The 18,757-nt window shown below is 54.7% G+C and carries 17 protein-coding genes; 9 read left to right on the forward strand and 8 right to left on the reverse strand.

Going from position 1 to position 18,757, the window contains the following annotated elements:
- Nucleotides 1–14 precede the first annotated feature (14 nt).
- Both KQI65_05360 and KQI65_05365 read left to right on the forward strand, forming a co-directional pair.
- Nucleotides 15–3,797, forward strand: coding sequence for a hypothetical protein (locus tag KQI65_05360; protein MCB2204157.1), 3,783 nt, complete (start codon nt 15–17; stop codon nt 3,795–3,797).
- Between the two features lie 25 nt (nt 3,798–3,822).
- Nucleotides 3,823–4,914, forward strand: a complete 1,092-nt coding sequence (locus tag KQI65_05365) for a hybrid sensor histidine kinase/response regulator (protein MCB2204158.1) — start codon at nt 3,823–3,825, stop codon at nt 4,912–4,914.
- Between the two features lie 15 nt (nt 4,915–4,929).
- Here the strand turns inward: KQI65_05365 and KQI65_05370 are convergent, their stop codons facing one another.
- The 8 genes from KQI65_05370 to sppA form a co-directional block, all read right to left on the reverse strand.
- On the reverse strand, nt 4,930–6,048 hold the full coding sequence (locus tag KQI65_05370) for a DUF362 domain-containing protein (GenBank protein ID MCB2204159.1): 1,119 nt from the start codon (nt 6,046–6,048) through the stop codon (nt 4,930–4,932).
- A gap of 13 nt (nt 6,049–6,061) precedes the next feature.
- Nucleotides 6,062–6,988 carry a decaprenyl-phosphate phosphoribosyltransferase gene (locus KQI65_05375; GenBank protein MCB2204160.1) on the reverse strand — a complete coding sequence of 309 codons (927 nt, stop codon included), beginning with the start codon at nt 6,986–6,988 and terminating at the stop codon, nt 6,062–6,064.
- Entirely contained in the window at nt 6,970–7,362 is a 393-nt protein-coding gene (locus tag KQI65_05380; GenBank protein ID MCB2204161.1) for a DUF948 domain-containing protein, read from the reverse strand. The genes KQI65_05375 and KQI65_05380 overlap by 19 nt, the downstream gene beginning before the upstream one ends.
- A gap of 30 nt (nt 7,363–7,392) precedes the next feature.
- Nucleotides 7,393–7,791 (reverse strand): YtxH domain-containing protein, encoded by a 399-nt coding sequence (locus KQI65_05385; protein ID MCB2204162.1) that lies wholly within the window; start codon nt 7,789–7,791, stop codon nt 7,393–7,395.
- 32 nt (nt 7,792–7,823) lie between these two features.
- The gene (locus KQI65_05390) at nt 7,824–8,342 is read right to left on the reverse strand and encodes an HIT domain-containing protein (protein MCB2204163.1); all 519 of its coding nucleotides are present in this window, start codon (nt 8,340–8,342) and stop codon (nt 7,824–7,826) included.
- A gap of 161 nt (nt 8,343–8,503) precedes the next feature.
- Nucleotides 8,504–9,412, reverse strand: a complete 909-nt coding sequence (locus KQI65_05395; GenBank protein MCB2204164.1) for a tetratricopeptide repeat protein — start codon at nt 9,410–9,412, stop codon at nt 8,504–8,506.
- Nucleotides 9,412–9,705, reverse strand: a complete 294-nt coding sequence (locus tag KQI65_05400; GenBank protein ID MCB2204165.1) for an integration host factor subunit beta — start codon at nt 9,703–9,705, stop codon at nt 9,412–9,414. The genes KQI65_05395 and KQI65_05400 overlap by 1 nt, the downstream gene beginning before the upstream one ends.
- A gap of 20 nt (nt 9,706–9,725) precedes the next feature.
- The gene (sppA, locus tag KQI65_05405) at nt 9,726–10,649 is read right to left on the reverse strand and encodes a signal peptide peptidase SppA (protein MCB2204166.1); all 924 of its coding nucleotides are present in this window, start codon (nt 10,647–10,649) and stop codon (nt 9,726–9,728) included.
- Between the two features lie 185 nt (nt 10,650–10,834).
- On the opposite strand from sppA, the gene KQI65_05410 reads away from it, so the two are divergent.
- From KQI65_05410 to KQI65_05440, 7 genes are all read left to right on the forward strand, one after another.
- Entirely contained in the window at nt 10,835–11,491 is a 657-nt protein-coding gene (locus KQI65_05410) for a glycerol-3-phosphate acyltransferase (GenBank protein ID MCB2204167.1), read from the forward strand.
- A gap of 17 nt (nt 11,492–11,508) precedes the next feature.
- A complete protein-coding gene (locus KQI65_05415; protein ID MCB2204168.1) occupies nt 11,509–12,639 on the forward strand; it encodes a trypsin-like peptidase domain-containing protein in 1,131 nt (376 codons plus the stop codon).
- Nucleotides 12,640–12,655: 16 nt separating this feature from the next.
- Nucleotides 12,656–13,951 carry an adenylosuccinate lyase gene (locus KQI65_05420; GenBank protein MCB2204169.1) on the forward strand — a complete coding sequence of 432 codons (1,296 nt, stop codon included), beginning with the start codon at nt 12,656–12,658 and terminating at the stop codon, nt 13,949–13,951.
- Nucleotides 13,952–14,165: 214 nt separating this feature from the next.
- Complete coding sequence (locus KQI65_05425) at nt 14,166–14,657, forward strand: chemotaxis protein CheW (protein ID MCB2204170.1); 492 nt, start codon at nt 14,166–14,168, stop codon at nt 14,655–14,657.
- On the forward strand, nt 14,641–16,275 hold the full coding sequence (locus KQI65_05430) for a hypothetical protein (GenBank protein ID MCB2204171.1): 1,635 nt from the start codon (nt 14,641–14,643) through the stop codon (nt 16,273–16,275). Before KQI65_05425 ends, KQI65_05430 begins: the two co-directional genes overlap by 17 nt.
- Nucleotides 16,272–16,949 (forward strand): chemotaxis protein CheW, encoded by a 678-nt coding sequence (locus KQI65_05435; GenBank protein MCB2204172.1) that lies wholly within the window; start codon nt 16,272–16,274, stop codon nt 16,947–16,949. The genes KQI65_05430 and KQI65_05435 overlap by 4 nt, the downstream gene beginning before the upstream one ends.
- Nucleotides 16,946–18,742: a HAMP domain-containing protein gene (locus tag KQI65_05440; GenBank protein MCB2204173.1), complete on the forward strand. Its 1,797-nt coding sequence runs from the start codon at nt 16,946–16,948 to the stop codon at nt 18,740–18,742. The genes KQI65_05435 and KQI65_05440 overlap by 4 nt, the downstream gene beginning before the upstream one ends.
- The last annotated feature ends 15 nt before the right edge of the window (nt 18,743–18,757 follow it).

The following is an 18,757-nucleotide window of genomic DNA, read 5'->3' on the forward strand; positions in this document are numbered from 1 at the left end:
GCAGATATCACCTCATGCACGCAACTGCGTGCATCCTGCTCTTCGGCATGTGCCTTGCACCTTCGCTGCGCGGGCAGGATGTGGGACACATGCGCTTCGAGCGGCTGACCGTCGAAGACGGTCTGTCGCAGGGTGTTGTCACCGCAATGCTGCATGACCATTCCGGATTCATGTGGTTCGGGACCAAGGATGGACTCAACCGCTACGACGGGTATACCTTCGTGCAGTTCCGGAATGAGTCCGACAACGTGAATTCGCTTGGCGACAATGCTATTTCGGCACTTGTCGAGGATTCTCTCGGACAGATATGGATCGGGACGGAAGGTGGGGGACTGCACCGTTATGATCCGCAGAGCCGGCGCGTGCACAGGCTTCCTTATGCGCTTCCCGAAGGACTCAGTGAAGCCGGACGCATTATACGGACATTGTGTTTTGACAGCCGTGGTGTGTTGTGGATCGGTACGGACGGCGAAGGGTTGTTTGCCTACAATCCAGCGGACAGTTCCGTCCAGCATTTCCTTGGTTCAAATACCAGCGGCAGCGCACTGCTGACAAATAGTATACACGTCATTCAGGCAGCTGATCGCAACCACCTGTGGATCGGGGGGCACGGAAACATCGTGTACCTTTTCGATATCCTGAATGGCAGTTTCAAACATTTCCGACTTCCCGTACCGGGGAGCGGACTGGGACCTGCCGACGGTATTCTCGATCTTGCCACAGATGAAGAAAACCAGCTATGGGTTGCGACGACAGGATTCGGGGTGTTCCGCATCGATCGCGAAACAGGAAACATCTCGTCCCTCGATATTCCCAGTCGTCCCGAAGGGTCAAACCCGCTGTTTGCACGCGCACTCATGGTTGATTCCAATCAACGTCTCTGGATCGGGACCGAAGACCACGGCATTGTGGTCTATCATCTCAGGAAGGGGCGGTGGGAGTTTCTGAAGTCAGGGCAGGAAGCGCAGTATCACTTCGGTGACATTGGCATCCTCACTCTCCTCGAAGACCGTATCGGAAATATCTGGGTCGGTACCAACGGGAAAGGACTTCAATTCACCTCACCGGCTTCAAAGGATTTTCATCTGCTCAGGACGCACGTAAAAAATCCTTCCGCAATGACAATAAGAAGCTACCGTGGAATCTGGGAGGAGGGTGATTCCGTTCTCTGGCTCGGTGGGTACGGTGGTCTGAACCGCTGGGACAGGAAAACCGGCCTTATCAGTGTCGTTGACCTCGGCTATCGGTCGGAAAGTGGGGAGGCCGCGGCGCAGTACTCCCGGGCAAACGCGCATTGTTTCTGTCCTGATCCGTCTGATCCTGATGGCGGGCTCTATGTTGGTTCGGAGGGAGGCGGATTATTCCATCTCGATCTGCGTTCCCGCCGTGTCCGCAGAGTACCCGCAGGATATGCGGACGACAGTCATGCGCTCCGCGGATTCAGTGTGTATGACATGATCGCTGATGATGCCGGGAACCTCTACATAGCAACTGATATCGGAATGTCACGGTATCAGACTGGAACGGGGCGCTTCACGCATTACATCCATGATCCACAGAATCCGCACAGTATAAACTCCGGCGGAATCTCAACCCTTTACCGGGACAGCAATGGTTTTCTCTGGATCGGATCGGAGCGTGGCGGACTCGGACTCTTCGATCCGGTGACGGAGGACTTCACTCGCTTCGTCCATCGAGATGGAGATCGAACCTCACTGAGCAGCAACAGGGTGTATTCGATATATGAAGATATCCGCGGCGTGCTGTGGATCGGTACCTCACTCGGTCTCAATCGTATGGACCGGCAGAGTACCACTTTCAGGCATTTCAATCGGCTCGACAATTTCCCGAATGAAGTCATCTACGGTATCCTTCAGGACGAGCAGGGGCTGCTGTGGCTGAGCACGAATGAAGGACTTGTAGTATTTCATCCGTACCGGGGTGTGATAAGCACATATGACGTCAGTGATGGATTGCAGGGAAACGAATTCAACAGCTCGGCATATTTTGAAGCGGCGAACGGCGAAATGTTTTTCGGTGGCGTCAACGGATTGACTTTCTTCCATCCGAAGCAGATTCGTCGCAATCCCTTTATTCCACCCGTGCAGATTACCAACTGCCACATCGGAGGAAAGGAGGTACAGCTCGCGCAGAACGCCGAAGGAGAATACTCCCTGGAATTCCAGTACACTGGCGAGACCATCAGTTTCGAATACGCGGCACTGAGTTTCTACAGGTCAGAAAAAAACCAGTACCGATACCGGATGGACGGTGTTCACGAAGGATGGATGGAGGCAGGACACAACAGGCAAATTACCTTCGTCGCCCTGTCTCCCGGGGAATACACGCTGCACATTCTCGGATCAAACAATGACGGTATCTGGAACAACGAAGGGGTGCAGGTTGCCATCACCGTTCTCCCGCCGTTCTGGGGCAGCTGGTGGTTTCGCCTGCTCGTCGGTGTTCTCGTCCTTGGTATTGCGCTGCTGATTCTTCGCTGGCGGCTGAGTATTATTCGGAAACAGGAAGTGCAGTTGACGAAAACCGTGGAGGATCGCACAGCGGAACTGCGCCATTCGAATGCATCCCTGCTGCAGGAGATCGAGGAAAGGAAACGGGCGGAGGCGGAAGCGTACAGGGCAAATGCAACGAAAACGGAATTCCTCGCGCATCTCAGCCATGAGATACGTACACCGATGAACGCGATCCTCGGCTACACCGAGCTGCTCTCTGACAGAATTGAGGACCCCGAGTTGAAAGATCAGCTCCACAGCATCGAGCTGTCGGGCAACAGCCTTCTGCGTCTGATCAACGATATCCTTGACCTGTCGAAGATCGAAGCGGGCAGGCTCGAACTGGAGTTCGATGCGGTGGACCTCAGGGCACTGTTGCATGAGATTCAGACCGTTTTCGAATTCCAGTTTCAGCGGAAGGATCTGCACTTTGAGGTCCGTGTCGATGAACAGCTGCCTCAGACAATGTATATCGACGAACTGCGCACGCGGCAGATTCTCTTCAACCTGATCGGCAATGCCGTCAAGTACACCGATGAGGGCGGGATAACCGTGCATGTGTCACAGACGGACAGAACGCGTGAGAGCTTTACGCTGGTCATGACCGTGTCGGATACCGGAATAGGTATCCCGCCCGCACAACAGGAAATCGTGTTTGAGCCTTTCCGTCAGGCAAAGCGCGCCCGTCTGGCCGATGCTCGTGGGTCGGGACTGGGACTTGCGATCACGCGCAGGCTGATCGACATCATGCAGGGAAGCATTCAATTACAGAGTAAAGTAGGACAGGGATCGACGTTTCGTATACGTATACCAGATATCCGTTTCCCCGAGGAAGAGGCGGAACAGGAAGCAAGGCGTGAGGGGGATGCGGAGCGCGATGCTGCGTCGGCGCGACCCGCGACAGTGTATACAGAAGATGTGCGACAGGTGACAGCAATGGATAGTACGCAAGACAACAGTCGGCAGCCGGATTCCGCGGAGCACACTGAGGAAACGATTTCCGAGCCGCGCCGTCTCGAGCTTTCAGCGTTCCTGCAGCAGCTTCGGCACGAGGATCTTCCCCTCTGGCAGGACGTCTCGCGCAGCTATCACATTCAGCAAATGGAACAGTTCGCCCAGCATGTCCACGATGCAGCGTCCTCATTTGCGTATACCCCGCTTGTGGAGTGGAGCGGCACACTACTCGCACAGGTCAAACGCTTTGATATGGAACACATCCCGCGTACATTAGAGAAATTTCCCGATCTTCTGGAAAATCTCGCGGCACAGTGCCAGAACGCCTGATCTCCAAGCATTTCCTGGATTCCACATGAAGCGCAGTCGCCCTCTTCTGCTCATCGTTGATGATGTATCAAAGAATCTTCAAGTCCTCGGAAATTTTCTCCGGGAAGAGGACTATGACATCTCGGCAGCGATGAGTGGCAAGCAGGCAATTTCAATCGCAATTGATACGCAGCCTGATCTCATTCTTCTGGACATCATGATGCCGGAAATGGATGGCTTCGAGACCTGTCGTCGGTTGAAAGCGGACGAGCGTACGAAAGAAATTCCCGTCATCTTTCTGACGGCACGCACCGATACCGAGGATGTTGTCAAAGGCTTCTCGCTCGGGGCGGTTGACTACGTGACAAAGCCCTTCAACAGGCTGGAGTTGCTTGCACGTGTTTCCACGCATCTGGCGCTCCGGTTTTCGAGAGAGGAACTGCAGAAGACCATCAGGGACAAGGATAAGTTCTTCTCCATCATCGCCCACGACCTGCGGGGTCCCCTCGGCAGCTTCATGAGTATTGCCGAATATGTATCGGAGAACCTGCACGACCTGGATCTCGAGGATGTGCGAACGCTCTTCCGGGAAATGCAGCATACGGGCAAGGGTGTGTATGTGCTGCTCGAGAATCTGCTCGAGTGGTCGCGGATTCAGCTCGGTACGATTCAGTACAATCCGGAGGATGTCGATATCGCATCCATCGTTGAGAGAACGTACCGTTTGCTCCGTTCCCAGGCTGAACAGAAAGATGTGACACTCAATGTGGATACGTCTTCACAGCTTGTGCAGGCTGATCGTAACATGGTGTCTACCGTGCTGCGCAATTTGATTTCAAACGCAATCAAGTACACTCCGCGCGGTGGAAGCATCAGCGTCACGCTCATGCCGCGGACGGGTGAAAGGAAACTCTATGTCTCCGTGCAGGATAGCGGGGTGGGGATGGATGAGAAGCGTGTGAAGGACCTGTTCGATATAACGCAGACGAGAAGTACGCCGGGGACGGAGAAAGAGAAGGGATCAGGGTTGGGATTGATTCTCTGCAGAGAGCTGATCGCGCTGCATGGACAGGACTTGCGCGTCGAATCAAAAAAGGGTGAAGGCAGTACGTTTACCTTCACCCTTGCAATGAACTAGCACTTCCGTTGCGTGTTATCCGGCGTTTGCGGTCGGATACACGCCATGCTGATGATACTGTTCGAACAGCTTTCCCCAGGCTGTGTTTTTCTTCCATTCCTCAAACACTTTACTGTCTTTGATTGGCCAACGGTAGTAGTCGTGATAGACTTCTGAACCGGCGACGAACATATGCACCAGTGGGGTGTGGAAGAAGAGCTTCTGAATGCCTTTCAAGGGACCGAACCACAGGAGGTCACCAACGCGACTCGCGCCGTTGTCACCGACCTGGAAGCCCCAGTTCACATTGCTGATATCATCACCGACGATTTCTATCTCGCGTACGTCGCCGTTACCGAGTCCCCGATCATGTGCCAGGCGCACGTATTTCAGATCACTGAGCGGATCGAAACCCATCATTTTCGCCGCGACTGCGTCGATGGCAACCTGATCTGCACTGGCGAGAATAACGTTTTTGATTTCGGGGAACATGGTACGCGGACCGGGACCGTTTCCGGCTGTCGTACCGTCCATCACCGCAAACACGCCACTGTGAATTTCCTTCTGAATCGCCAGCAGGTCGACCAGCGTTTCATGAATCCAGGAATGCGTATAGTGACGCTTGGTGTTGAGGAGTCCGCCAAACGCATTTTTCATCGCGCCTGTCGTCGTCGTATAGATGTGGCATTTCACCGTCGGAAGGTGCACGATGTTTTTGCCGAAAAAATAATCCGGGATATAGATCCCTTCAGGGTAGATTTTGGGAAGTACGAGCATATCGGCTTTCGGCTCGTATTTGACCCATTTCATGTCCTCATCTTTGAAATTGAAGAGCACGGGGATGTCGTACTCCTTGAAGATGGGGACGTACCCGTTCAGATCTTCACCCTTGAACGCATCCGTGACAACCGTTTTGTTCTGGACGCAGGTGATGTCCTTGTAATCGTGCTTCCGCAGCCCCTGCACGACGGACTCCATCTGCCACGGCGTGGTATTTGCCCCGGGAAACGGGAAATGCCAGCTGATATTGTCTTTCAGTATCGTGGTGGAGGATGGGTCGAGAGCTTCCTGCATTCCGGCCATTTCCATCAGGCGGATATGGTCTTCAATCACCGTCTCAGGTGTTGTGTGCAGTACGGCAACTTTGCTTTTCATGATTGGTCTTCTTTCAGGTCAGGTAGATAATGACAATGATGCTGGCTGCCCAGAGCATCACGTTAGCCAGCAGCGGTTTGTCGCTGAGGAATTCGGAAGTCGGATCGCCGCCGGTGTGTTTCTGATGCACCAGGTAGTAATACCGGAACAACCCGTAGAGTACGAATGGTGCCGTGAACAGCAGTCCTTTTCCGAACTTCATGACTGTTTCGTCGGCCACAGTGTAGAGGATGTAGCAGATGAGCGTCGATGCCGTGACGAGAGAAATCATCTGATCGAGGAAATACGTGCTGTATTCCTGCAATACGGGACGATGCACGTGGGCATCTTTTTCGAGAATAGTGATCTCGTGCCGGCGCTTGCTGAACCCGAGAAAGAGCGCGAGCAAGGATGTGCAGATCAGCAGCCATTCGGAAATGGGGACGTCAATAATCACGGCACCGGCCACGATACGCAGCACGAAGGACGCCGCAATGGTCATGACGTCAATAATCACTGCTTTCTTCAGCGTGTAGGAGTATACGACGTTCAGCGTGAAATATGAGGCGAGAACGATAGCGAAACCGCTGTGGACCGCCCAGGCAATGCCGAGTGTGACGGGGACAAGAATCGCAACCGTGATGCCCGCCACGCGCACATTCAGATCGCCGGACGCAATGGGACGCAACCGTTTGACCGGATGCTCGCGGTCGATCTTTGCGTCAACAATATCATTGAGGACGTAAATCGCGCTGGCAATCATGGAAAAAAGGAAAAAACCGGCGACGGCGTATTGCACGACATGCAGATCAAACAGATGCCGTGAGAACAGGAGGGGGGAGAGGACGAACACGTTCTTCGTCCACTGCCTGATGCGCATGGTACGCAGCAAAAGGACGGTCTGTGAATCCCGCTTCCTCACCCGGGTGTTATCGTTGCTGCTCAACGCCGCTTTCGCCATGTTTCCAGAAATGTATCGATGCCCCTGCGTAACCCGGCCAGGCGCTGGGCGAGTCCGGTGACGGTAGGTTCTACCTGCTCCTGCAGGATATTCTCGAGACGGTAAATGTTCTCCGTGACCTTGCGCAGATTCTCGACGGCATTGGATACCGCTGCCCGGTTGTCGGTGACTACCGTCAACGCCTCATCAGTTCGATCAGTTACCTGCTGCACGCGTTTGAGCGCCGGAACGGTCTCATCAGTGATACGTCGGACATCTTCACCCAGTCGCAGCACGAGACGGGAAATGCGCAGGGCAACAACGATCAGAACACAGACGAGCACAATGGAACCGGCGGTCAGGAGGAGATATAGTACGTCCTGTAATGTGGCCATGGTGCTTTCCGTTAAGTCTTACATGAAGGCTCAGCTCTGGGGTGCTTGCTGACCCTTGTCGCGTTCGTCTTTGTAGGCATCCACGCCGGCCTTGACCGCTGTTTTCAGCCGGTCGCCTTCGGTGCTGACCCGCTGTTTTGCGCCGCCGAGTATCGTTTCGGCATCCTGAAGAAGGGAATCGGCCTTTTTCTTCGCATCAGTGATGAGTGCGGCAGATTTTTCCTTGCCTTCGTTGATGATCGTCTTTGCTTTCTCCTGGGCATCGGCGAGATAGCCCTCGACATCCTCTGCAACCTTACCGCCTTTCACGGCGAGCTCTCCGCGCAATTCTTTGCCGCTTTTCGGGGCATAGAGCAGCGCGAATACTCCACCGACGAGAGCGCCGGAGAGGAAACCGAGGAGGAGATTACGTGACCCGTTGTCAGCCATAGGTGCTCCTTCCTGTTCTGGATTTCAAAAAATCAGACTGGATCCGAGAACCGCGTTTCCAGGGCATCAAAGCCCTCGCGCAGTTTATGCATGGTGTCTTCCATGGACTCGGAAATAACTTTTGTATCCGCGATCACCGGCATGAAGTTCGCATCGCCGTTCCAGCGAGGGACGATGTGCATGTGAATGTGGGAATCGATTCCGGCTCCACCGACACGGCCGATGTTCGAACCGAAATTGAAACCCTGTGGATGCATCACAGACGCGAACACACGCAGCCAGTCACGTATCACCTCATGCATTTCCCGGTAGGCGGCATCCTCGAGTTCAAGATAGGAGGAAGTGTGCCGGTTCGGGATGATCAGGAGATGTCCGCTGTTGTACGGATACAGATTCAGCATCGTGAAGCAATGCCTATGGCGCTTCACGAGATAACGTTGGTCATCGCTGTCGGAAGCAAGGGCTTCGCAGAATACGCAGCCCCTGTCTTCCTCGGCGGTTCCAAAAGATTGAATGTACTGCGATCTCCAGGGAGACCAGAGTCTATCCATAGGTCAATATCTAGCGGCTTTTCTTCTTATGCCGATTCTTACGCAGACGCTTCTTGCGCTTGTGCGTCGCCATTTTGTGGCGCTTTCTTTTCTTGCCGCAAGGCATGGGCATACCTCCAATTCAAGAATTCGATGAAACAAAAAAGAGTTAGGTCTTATGATTACTCTGCTTTTTCGAACTGCGTTTTCAGCAGCTCACCGGCATTGATGCCGTACTGTGACGTGGGATCAATATCCCGCGCCCTGGTGAACCATTTGCGGGCCTCATCGAGGTTCCCGGCGTTCAGGTTCACAATACCGAGATTGTAATTCCCGAGCTGATGCTCGGGAGCGTCCGCAACCGCGCGTTCCATTTCCGCGATGGCAGCGGAGTAGTTTCGCTCTTCAAAATAACAAATTCCGAGATCAACTCTTGCATCCGGGTTATGGGGATTGCGCTCCAGATACGATTTGTACTGCGCGATCGCTTGATCAAGCAGCTTTGCGTCGTGCAGATCATTCGCGTATCGCAGACGCGCTTCGTCGTCTTCCGGGTTCTCATCGATGAATTTCCGCATTTCCTCGAGGCGGGCGAAATCGATCTGCGGCTGCTGCTGGGCAGGTGCATCGCCGGTGGACTGTCCGGAAGTCGCCTGCTGAGCCAGAGGAGCGTCACCCGTCGGGAGTACGCTTGCAGTGATCACACCACCGAGAACGAACGATGCCACACATAGCACGATCCACTGCGTGGTCGTGAAGAGCGAGTGGGCGGTGGAAGAAGCACTGCCGCTTTGTGCACTGCCTTTCGGACGCTGCTTCTTTCCTGCAGAGGCTTTTTTGGGTTTACCCGGGGTTGCAGGGGCAGATGCAGTTTTTCGCGCGGGAGCGTCTTCATTCTGCTGTTCCTCAGCCTTCTGCTGTTCCTCAGCCCTTTGCTCCTCGGCCGCCTCTTGCCTGACAGCCTGCTGCTTTGAGGCGCTCTCCCTGCGCTCCGCTGCTGCCACGAGGTCTTCGCCACAGATGTCGCAGGAGCGCTGACCGGCATCCACGACGGAGCCGCAGGTGGGACAGGTTGTTTTTTCTGCCGACATTATTCCTTCGCTTTCAGGTTTTGATCAACACCGGAACGCAGTTCCTTTGAAACCTTGAAAATTGGCACATAGTGTTCATCTACGAACACTTCCTCGCCGGTTCGCGGGTTTCTCGCCATGCGCGCCTTGCGCTTTTTCACCTTGAAGCTGCCAAAGCCACGAATCTCGATGGAATGGCCGTCCTTGAGCGCCTGGCTGACCGTAGCGAGAAAACCGTCCACGACGGCTTCCGTCTCCACCTTGGTCAATCCGGTGGCAGCTGCAATGTTATCGACGATGTCTGCTTTTGTCACGACGTTACCTTCCGGAACTGTTAATAAAGCAATCTGTATTGAAGCGGGCTGCCCTGCTGCAGCCGTGTTTGTAGTCCTTCAAGCTCTTTGCGCGCCTTGGCGCCGAGGAGATAGTCGAGAGCATTCGGTACTTCCTCTTCGCGCACGACACGCGGCTCTCCCTGCATTTTCCCGAGGTTTCCTGCCACAATAACAGCGGTGTGCAGTGTTCCGAGCGTATCGACGAGTCCAAACCCCAGCGCCTGCTGACCGGTGAACACACGGCCATCAGCCAGCGCAAGAACGCTGTCGCGGGGGAGATGCCGTCCTTTCACGACCACACTGACGAATTGTTCGTACACGTTGTCGATCGTGTTCTGCAGCTGCAGTTTTTCCTGCTCCTGCATCGGACGGGTGGGACTCCCGGTATCCTTGAATTTTCCTGATTTGATCGTTGTGCTGTGTATTCCGACGTTTTCCATCAGTTCGCTGAAATCGGCGAACTGCGAGATCACTCCGATGCTGCCCGTCAGTGTACCCGGGTTTGATACGACGTACGACGCCCCGCACGCAATATAATACGCACCGCTCGCCGCCACGGAACCCATGGAAACGACGACAGGAGTACCGAGCTGCCGTGTGCGCAGTACTTCCCGGTAAATCTCGTGACTCGGAACGACGCCACCACCAGGGGAATCGAGGCGCAGGACGATAGCCTTGACAGAACTGCGCCGGCGGTACTTGCGCAGCTGACGGATGACATCTTCGGCATCCGTAATGGGTTCCGATAACTCAATCAAACCGACGCGCCCCGCACTGCTGCCGCCGTAGCTCTGTTCGTAACTATCGGAGGTGGACGTTGTGACGGCAGTTGCAAGCATGAACACGGACATCGCCAGCACGAGGAATCCTATCCCCGCGAAGGTGACTGCGATGCCGATAATCCATTTTCCTGCTGTACTCATATCCTGTGATATCCAGTAACTTGTTGAGGATCATAAAGTTACAAAAAACATGTCCTATTGTCAATGAAAAAGATTTCTGTAAGTGTCACTGCTGCAATACCCTACAGCGATACGGCCCGCAATGTGACGCGTCCCGTACAGCTTCGCAGGGAGATTCTCATTCCATAAAACCGTATATTTTAAGAATGGAAACGATTCTGTATGGAAGCGGCATTATTCTCGGAGCTTTCCTCGTCGGGTCTTTCCCCACGGCGTACATTCTCGTACACCGGCAGCACGGGAAGGACCTGCGGAAAGAGGGAAGCGGCAATGTCGGGACGCTGAACGCATACGAGGTCTCCCGCTCTCGGAGCACCGGTGTGATGGTGCTTCTCATAGACCTGCTGAAAGGTGCATTTCCCGTCGCCGTCGTACATCTCGCCTTTCGAGCGGGACTGCCCGGTGATCACGTCATGCTTTACGCGACGCTGGCGCTGCTCGGTGCGGTTGCGGGACACAACTATTCGCCCTGGATCGGCTGGAAGGGAGGACGCGGACTCGCGACCGCTGCGGGAGCGTCCCTGCTCATCAATCCGCTGCTGCCTGCGATCTGGGGGCTTTTCTGGGGTGCGGGCTTTCTGAAAACTCGGAATGTCCATTTCGGGAACATCGCAGCCACCGTACTCCTTCCCTTCGCCGTCCTTCTCGGTGAGTCCACCGTGAACGCGGCAACACTCTTCGCTGATGCAAAGGCCGGTGAAGTGACCCTGCTTGCCTTCCTGATGAGTTTCCTGGTATTTGTCCGCCATATTGAACCGCTGCGGCAAATGCTGCGTCCTATAAAAAACGATCAATCTGCGTAACAGAAGAGATACCATTCATGAAACGCTATCAGTATTCAATCCTCCTCGGTATGTTTATCGCGCTGTTCTGCACAGGCAGTCTGACAGCCTGCAACACCGAAGTGCAGGATGCGGCTCCCGCACTTGTCGCGCAGCAGTCTCCCGCCGCACAGGGCGGAGATGAAATCTCCAACTCCCGCAGAAACGCCATCACCCGCGCAATTGAACGGGTGAGTCCCGCTGTCGTCGGTATCAATGTTACCGTGGAACAGAGGCGCATGGATCCGTTTTTCCGCCTGTTCTACGGAGATCAGACCTACACAACCTCCAGTGCCGGAAGCGGTTTCATCATTTCATCCGACGGTTACATTGTCACCAACGACCATGTCGCCGGGGGACAGAACGCCGACATTACCGTAACGATGACCGACGGAAGCCGTCACAAGGCGAAGCTGATCGGCACCGATCACGTGACTGATATCGCGCTGATCAAAATCGAGGCCGATCACGATTTGCCGTATCTCGAACTCGGAAATTCCGACGACGTCATCGTCGGTGAGTGGAGCATAGCTTTCGGAAATCCGTTCGGACTGTTTTTCGCCAGTGCCAAGCCGACGGTGACTGTTGGTGTGATCAGTGCCACACATGTGTACCTCGAAGAAAGGGATAAGCGTGTGTACAGGGATATGCTGCAGACCGATGCTGCGATTAATCACGGGAATAGCGGGGGACCCCTCGTCAACAGTGATGGACAGGTCATCGGGATCAATACCGTGATTTTTTCGCCGAATGAAGGGAATATCGGGCTGGGATTCGCCGTGCCGGTCAACCGGGCAAGAAAGGTCATTGAGTTGCTTCGTGACGACGGTAATGTCGACAGAAACTTTGATCCGGGATTCCGTGTGCAGATGGTCAACGACGCCATCGCCCAGGCATACAATCTCGACAAGGTCGAGGGTGTGATCGTTACCCAGATCACCTCGCGTGACGGAGTCGCGTATCGTTCCGGGCTTGAAGTCGCCGACATCATCCTGAAAGCGAACGGGGAGACCGTGTTCAACATCAACGTGTTGCAGTCTATGATCCGGTATTCCCTGCGCGGAGAAACCATTCATCTCAAGATTATCCGGAACAACGAAGTCAAATCGCTGGATCTCAAACTGGAATAAATCACCGAGGAAACACATGATTCAACGCTATACGCGTCCTGAAATGGGGACGCTGTGGACTGACGAAGCAAAATTCCAGACCTGGCTGGAAATCGAAGTGCTCGCCTGCGAGGCACAGGCGGAACTCGGCATCGTCCCGAAGGATGCTATCCCCGTGATACGGGAACGTGCGGATTTTTCCGTCGATCGTATCAATGAACTTGAGCGCACACTCAACCACGATGTTATCGCCTTTCTGACGAATGTCGCGGAAAACGTCGGTGAGAATTCCCGCTTCATTCATCTCGGCATGACATCTTCCGATGTCGGGGATACGGCACTTGCCGCAATGACGCGGCGGGCGGGTCTGCTGCTGCGGGAAGGAGTTGAAGCACTGCTGCCTGTGATCGCGACCAGGGCGAAGGAGCACAAGTACACGCCGATGATCGGGCGCACGCACGGAATTCATGCTGAACCGATGACGTTCGGACTCAAAATGGCCCTCTGGCATGAGGAAATGAAACGCAACCTCGAACGCCTTGACCGTGCCATCGAGCGCATTTCCTATGGAAAAATCTCAGGCGCGGTTGGCACCTATGCAAACATCGATCCCTTCGTGGAGAAATACGTATGCGAGCATATGGGCTTGAAACCCTCTCCGATCAGCACCCAGGTGCTGCAGCGTGACAGGCATGCCGAATTCCTCTCTACACTCGCCATTATCGGCGGGTCGCTTGAGAAGTTCGCCACCGAAATCCGGCATCTGCAGAAAACCGAGGTTCTTGAAGCTGAAGAGTATTTTGCGAAAGGGCAGAAGGGAAGCAGCGCAATGCCGCACAAGCGCAATCCAATCACCTGTGAACGGGTCGCCGGCATGTCACGCCTCCTCCGTGGCTACGCGCTCAGCGGTTTCGAAAACCAGGCGCTCTGGCATGAACGCGATATCACGCATTCGTCCGTCGAACGCGTCATCCTGCCGGACGCCAGCATTGCACTCGATTACATGCTCTCCAAGATGAAAGGCATCATTGAGAATTTCTTCGTTTACCCCGAACATATGCTGCGGAATCTCAATGGTACGCGTGGACTCATTTTCTCCCAGCAGCTCCTGCTCGCACTGACAAAGAAGGGCATGCTGCGTGAAGATGCCTATCGTATCGTGCAGGGGCACGCCATGCGGGTATGGAAGGAAGATGTGCATCTCATGGAACTTGTGAAGGCGGATGAGGAGATAACGTCCGTTCTCTCAGACGCTGAAATTGAGGATTGCTTCGACTATCAGCGCGGGCTTAAGCACGTCGATCTCATTTTCGAACGACTGGGCCTGGCCTGATTTCCGTAACTTCTTGCAGTGCAAGTGTTTAAAGAACCCCACTCCGGCGGGGTTCTTTTTTTATCCCGTCGTGTGAGGCAAATCGACGTCTCAAACCATTAATTATTATTAATCCCCCATTCAGACCCTCGAAAGATAGGGAGCGTATCTTTTCTTCGTACTCATGGCGGAAATCCATACCAACGCCACTTCCAGACACTCCACCCGCGCATCAATGACAGCACCGCATCGCACATATCTCCTTTTCTCATCCGTGGATCGCACGATGGCCATCCCCGTCGATCAGATAGAGGAGGTGGTTCCCGCCTTCGAAATCCGCAGTACACCCGGACTGACAGGGAATATTGTCGGACTCATCAATTTTCGTGGCGGTGTGTTGCCGGTACTCGACTGCCGACGGCTCGTGAGTGGAGAAAGCAGCGAATTGCAGTTGCAGCACAACTTCATCATTACGCACACGGAAAAGCATCAGGTCGCGCTTCTCATTGAAGAAATCGGAGACCTGGTGCATTTCGATACAGAACTCGAACAGGGTGATCATGTGCTTGCTGTGAGTGATTGCAGTTTCCGGACGGTGATCATGCATGGCGGAGAAATGGTCTTCGTACTGGATGTCGATGCCTGTTTCAGTGGTATGCCGCCGCAGGACGCAGCACCGGCTGCCTTCGAATCAATCACGGAGGGAGGATATGTCCATGAGCGCTGAGGCATTGGATATGGTCCTGAGCAACGCGGCACCGCTCGAGTCCGCTCTCAAGCGCATTGAAGCCATGCTCGGACTCCGATACCAGCAGCATCAGTGGAGTGATCTGCTGCGGCTGCTGCGTCCCGCAGCGCGGGAGCTGGGCTTCAAAGACGTCGCGCGCTGTATCAACTGGCTTGCACACGAAGAGGTGCGTCCAGAACAGGTTCGCATCCTCGGGAAACATCTGACCATAGGTGAATCGTATTTCTTCCGTGAAATCGTCGTCTTTTCCATTCTGAAATCGCAGCTGCTGCCTGAAATCATAGAGCGAAAGGAAAAGCACGGCGATACGACACTGCGCATCTGGAGCGCCGGCTGCAGTACAGGAGAGGAAGTATACTCGCTCGCCATTCTGCTCGACAGCTTCCTCGAAGAGAGGGAAGGCTGGGATTATCTCGTGCATGGAACGGACATCAATCCGAATGCGCTGTCAAAAGCCGCGGTGGGACAGTATCGTGAGTGGTCATTCCGGGATCTACCTGACGGCATCCTCGAGAAGTACTTCTCCTGTGACGAGGAGGGAAGATACGAGGTATCATCCCGCATCCGTCAGCATACGGAATTTACCTACTGCAATCTCGCGGAAGCACAGATGGACTACCCCAAGGGATATGACATCATCTTCTGCCGGAACGTCCTGATGTACTTTACCCGCGCGAAAATTGCTGAAATCGTGCAGGGCTTTCGCAGATCCGTCAGGGAGTCGGGCTGGCTCATTCCCAGTCTCACCGAAACGACGCTGATCAACAATGCCGGATTTGAGGGCGTACGCTTCGGTGAAGCCACCATGTTCCGCAAGCAGCCGAACATTCAGAATATCATTCCCATGAAGCAGGAATCGGCGACGCAGCAGTCATCCTCTTCTCCCCAGGATCAGCCCGCAGTCTCGCAGTGGCGCAGCTCGTTCGCTTCGATACTGCCGTTCGGCGCAAAACAGAAGCGCGCGAAAAACAGCGAGCAGGGCAGGAGCAACGCAGAGCAGCCGACATCGATACACGAAGCCTCCACGGAGGAAACTACCGATGCTTCGGCAGGTAAAGCACACGATCCGCTGAAGAACGTCAGCACAACACACGCCACCCGGGATGTGACGGATGTGCTTGTCGATTCGCAAACCAATAGTCCTGCAAAGGAAAAGCAGACAGACGCTGACTCTGCGCCGCACGTGCTGGCGGCAAACGCAGAAAAGAACGCCCTGGTACAGCTGGCGCAGAAGCTTGCCGATCAGGGGGCGCTTGATGAAGCCCGCTCCACGGCGTGGATGGCAGTAGAGCAGGCAAAGATGGATCCACATGCGCATATCATTTACGGAACCATCCTCAGGGAAATTGGTGAGACCAAGAGCGCGATGGACGAGTTTCATCGGGCGCTGTATCTCGACCACGGCTGTGTGCCCGCGCACTTTTACCTTGGCAGTCTGTACAGCCACATGGGTGAAACGTCGAAGGCACGGCGTCATTTCCGCAATGCGCTCGAGCTGCTTGATACCATGGATGACCAGGATGCTGTGATCGAGCCGGGGGCACTTACCGTGCGCAGGATGAAAGATATTATCAGAACCATGTCAGGTGAACAGTGAAGTTCGATACAACAGGAACACCGGCGAATGGCTCGCCGAGCTGGGACGAGATTCGCACGCTGCTTGCTGGCATTCGCACGAATCTGGAGCGTCCGCAGGGTCCCGCCCAGGAGAACGTCCAGTCGGTATTCAGGACGCGCGCAGGGCAGTACGCAGTCAGGACCGAGGAACTTGAGGAGGAAACGGACGCGCGCGAGGACGTCCTGCAGTTCTCCCTCGGCAGTGATGCATACGCCGTGCCATGCGCGTGCATCGAAGAAATCATCCCGATGCAGAACCTCGTCGCGCTTCCGCACACGGCTCGTCCCATACTCGGCATATCGAGCAATCGCGGACTGCTTTTCGCCGTCGTGGATCTGAAACGCATTCTCAATATCCCTGCTTCCGACCTGACCACCATGCACCGTTTGATCATCCTCCGTCACGAAGAGCTGCAGGTGGGATTACTGGTCGATGTCGTGCATGGGATGCGCAGCTTTGATATGGACCGTCTGCGGGATCTGCCGCAGGAATTGCATCAGACGACACATCGCTTTCTTCGCGGCGTCAGCAGTGACCATGTCCTGCTTCTGCGCTGCGACAAGGTGATGGAGGAAATCCGCCGCCTCAGCGGCAGCACGGAAACAGCGGACAGTGAACAACATTCCGAACAGCACGAACAGGTGCACGCATGAAATGGTTTGTCAATCTAAAAACGCGATATAAACTCTTTATCGGATTCGGTATCGTCATTGCATTTCTCCTGGCACTCATCGGCGTGGAGAATCTGCAGTCGTCCCGATCTCTTGTCGAGTACGAATCCATTTTTACGACACAGGTGCCGCTCAATCAGCAGGGAAGCGAACTCGTCAGCGAGCTGATGCGGGAGAGATTGCTGTTCGAAAGTATCGTCGAGGATGCCTCGACGGTCACGGGCAGCGGCGATTTCACCCAGGCACGTGATCTGTTCGTGCGGCAACTGCAGGAGGTCGAGTCGAATCTGCTGCGGAACCAGGCGCAGTTCGAGCGAACCCGCGCAAATCTTGCAGGAAATAAACTGATCAAACCGCTGGAAAACGCGTATCAGCAATTCCGGAATATTTCGAAACTGCATGAGGAATACGCACAGCTCAGCGCCAATGCACTCGAAAGTCTCGAACATGGCGACACGCTCAGATTCCGTGAGTTCAAAGCCGAGATCGACAAGAATGGCGCCGAATTCCATGGCAGCGTCGATATATTTTCCTACGAATTGAAAAATCTGTTTGAAGCGTCGCGGGATCAGCTGACCTCGATCGAGGATACAGCGATGGTTGGACGCATACTTATTTTCAGCATTGGCATCGCGCTGGTGATATTTTTTGCGACGTTCATCTCACGGCAGATTTCCCAACCGCTGCGGCATGCCACCATGATCGCCGACAAGCTCGGGCAGGGTGATACGTCGGTGTCGATCACCATCGACAGGCAGGATGAAGTCGGGGAACTCCTGAGAACACTCGAAAAACTTCGCTTGAACTCCGAGCACGAAGCGCAGGTCGCGGCACGCATCGCCGATGGAGACCTGACTGTACAAATCACACCACTCTCGGAACAGGATGTACTCGGGAAAGCGCTGTCTACGATGGTCGAAAGGCTTCGTACACAGACGCGCGAAATGATAGAAGGAATTAACGTGCTCGCTTCCGCAACCGCGGAACTGTCGTCCACCATGGTGCAGATTGCTGCCGGTGCGCGGGAGACAGCATCTGCGGTGAATGAGACCGCGGCAACGCTCGTGGAGGTAAAACAGGCCTCCCAGCTCTCGGATCAGAAAGCCAAAATCATCTCCGACAACACCCAGCAGACGCTGCGTGTCTCGCGTGATGGCGTCGATTCCATCGAACAGAGTATTTCTTCGATGGAAAACATTCGTGAGCAGATGCGCAGCATCGCGGAAAGTATCATTAAACTCAGTGAACAGGGACAGGCGATCGGCGACATTGTGACATCAGTCAATGATCTGGCCGAACAGTCAAACATTCTCGCGGTGAATGCCGCGATCGAGGCGGCGAAAGCCGGAGAATACGGAAAGGGCTTCACCGTCGTGGCAAAAGAAATTCGCAACCACGCTGAACAGTCGAAGCAGGCCACCGGTAAGGTGCGTTCCATTCTTGTCGACACGCAGAAGGCTACCGCGTCCGCCGTGATGGTCGCGGAACGGGGGACGAAGCTCGCGGAAGACGGCGCACAGCTGAGCACCGTGTCAGGGAAGGCGATACAGACCGTGATGAGCGGGATCAATGAGACCGCGGAGAGCATGCTGCAGATCGCAGCATCCGCCAAAGAACAGGTCGTCGGTCTCGACCAGGTCACCACGGCCATCACGCATATCAAATCGGCCAGCGAACAGAATGTCGAATCGATTCATCAGGTGGAACTCACAGCACAGAATCTCAAGGAACTGGGCACAAGACTGCAGCGCTTCGTCGAGCGCTACAAACTCTGAGAGTGCGGAGCTGAA

The sequence above is a fragment of the bacterium genome, from assembly GCA_020444325.1.
Lineage (GTDB): Bacteria > Bacteroidota > Ignavibacteria > SZUA-365 > SZUA-365 > BM516.

What these genes read in the sequence shown, in the direction of transcription:
- KQI65_05360 (MCB2204157.1), top strand. Translation starts at nt 15, where the DNA reads ATGCACGCAACTGCGTGCATCCTGCTCTTCGGCATGTGCCTTGCACCT.
- KQI65_05365 (MCB2204158.1), top strand. Translation starts at nt 3,823, where the DNA reads ATGAAGCGCAGTCGCCCTCTTCTGCTCATCGTTGATGATGTATCAAAG.
- KQI65_05370 (MCB2204159.1), bottom strand. Translation starts at nt 6,048, where the DNA reads ATGAAAAGCAAAGTTGCCGTACTGCACACAACACCTGAGACGGTGATT.
- KQI65_05375 (MCB2204160.1), bottom strand. Translation starts at nt 6,988, where the DNA reads ATGGCGAAAGCGGCGTTGAGCAGCAACGATAACACCCGGGTGAGGAAG.
- KQI65_05380 (MCB2204161.1), bottom strand. Translation starts at nt 7,362, where the DNA reads ATGGCCACATTACAGGACGTACTATATCTCCTCCTGACCGCCGGTTCC.
- KQI65_05385 (MCB2204162.1), bottom strand. Translation starts at nt 7,791, where the DNA reads ATGGCTGACAACGGGTCACGTAATCTCCTCCTCGGTTTCCTCTCCGGC.
- KQI65_05390 (MCB2204163.1), bottom strand. Translation starts at nt 8,342, where the DNA reads ATGGATAGACTCTGGTCTCCCTGGAGATCGCAGTACATTCAATCTTTT.
- KQI65_05395 (MCB2204164.1), bottom strand. Translation starts at nt 9,412, where the DNA reads ATGTCGGCAGAAAAAACAACCTGTCCCACCTGCGGCTCCGTCGTGGAT.
- sppA (MCB2204166.1), bottom strand. Translation starts at nt 10,649, where the DNA reads ATGAGTACAGCAGGAAAATGGATTATCGGCATCGCAGTCACCTTCGCG.
- KQI65_05410 (MCB2204167.1), top strand. Translation starts at nt 10,835, where the DNA reads ATGGAAACGATTCTGTATGGAAGCGGCATTATTCTCGGAGCTTTCCTC.
- KQI65_05415 (MCB2204168.1), top strand. Translation starts at nt 11,509, where the DNA reads ATGAAACGCTATCAGTATTCAATCCTCCTCGGTATGTTTATCGCGCTG.
- KQI65_05420 (MCB2204169.1), top strand. Translation starts at nt 12,656, where the DNA reads ATGATTCAACGCTATACGCGTCCTGAAATGGGGACGCTGTGGACTGAC.
- KQI65_05425 (MCB2204170.1), top strand. Translation starts at nt 14,166, where the DNA reads ATGACAGCACCGCATCGCACATATCTCCTTTTCTCATCCGTGGATCGC.
- KQI65_05430 (MCB2204171.1), top strand. Translation starts at nt 14,641, where the DNA reads ATGTCCATGAGCGCTGAGGCATTGGATATGGTCCTGAGCAACGCGGCA.
- KQI65_05440 (MCB2204173.1), top strand. Translation starts at nt 16,946, where the DNA reads ATGAAATGGTTTGTCAATCTAAAAACGCGATATAAACTCTTTATCGGA.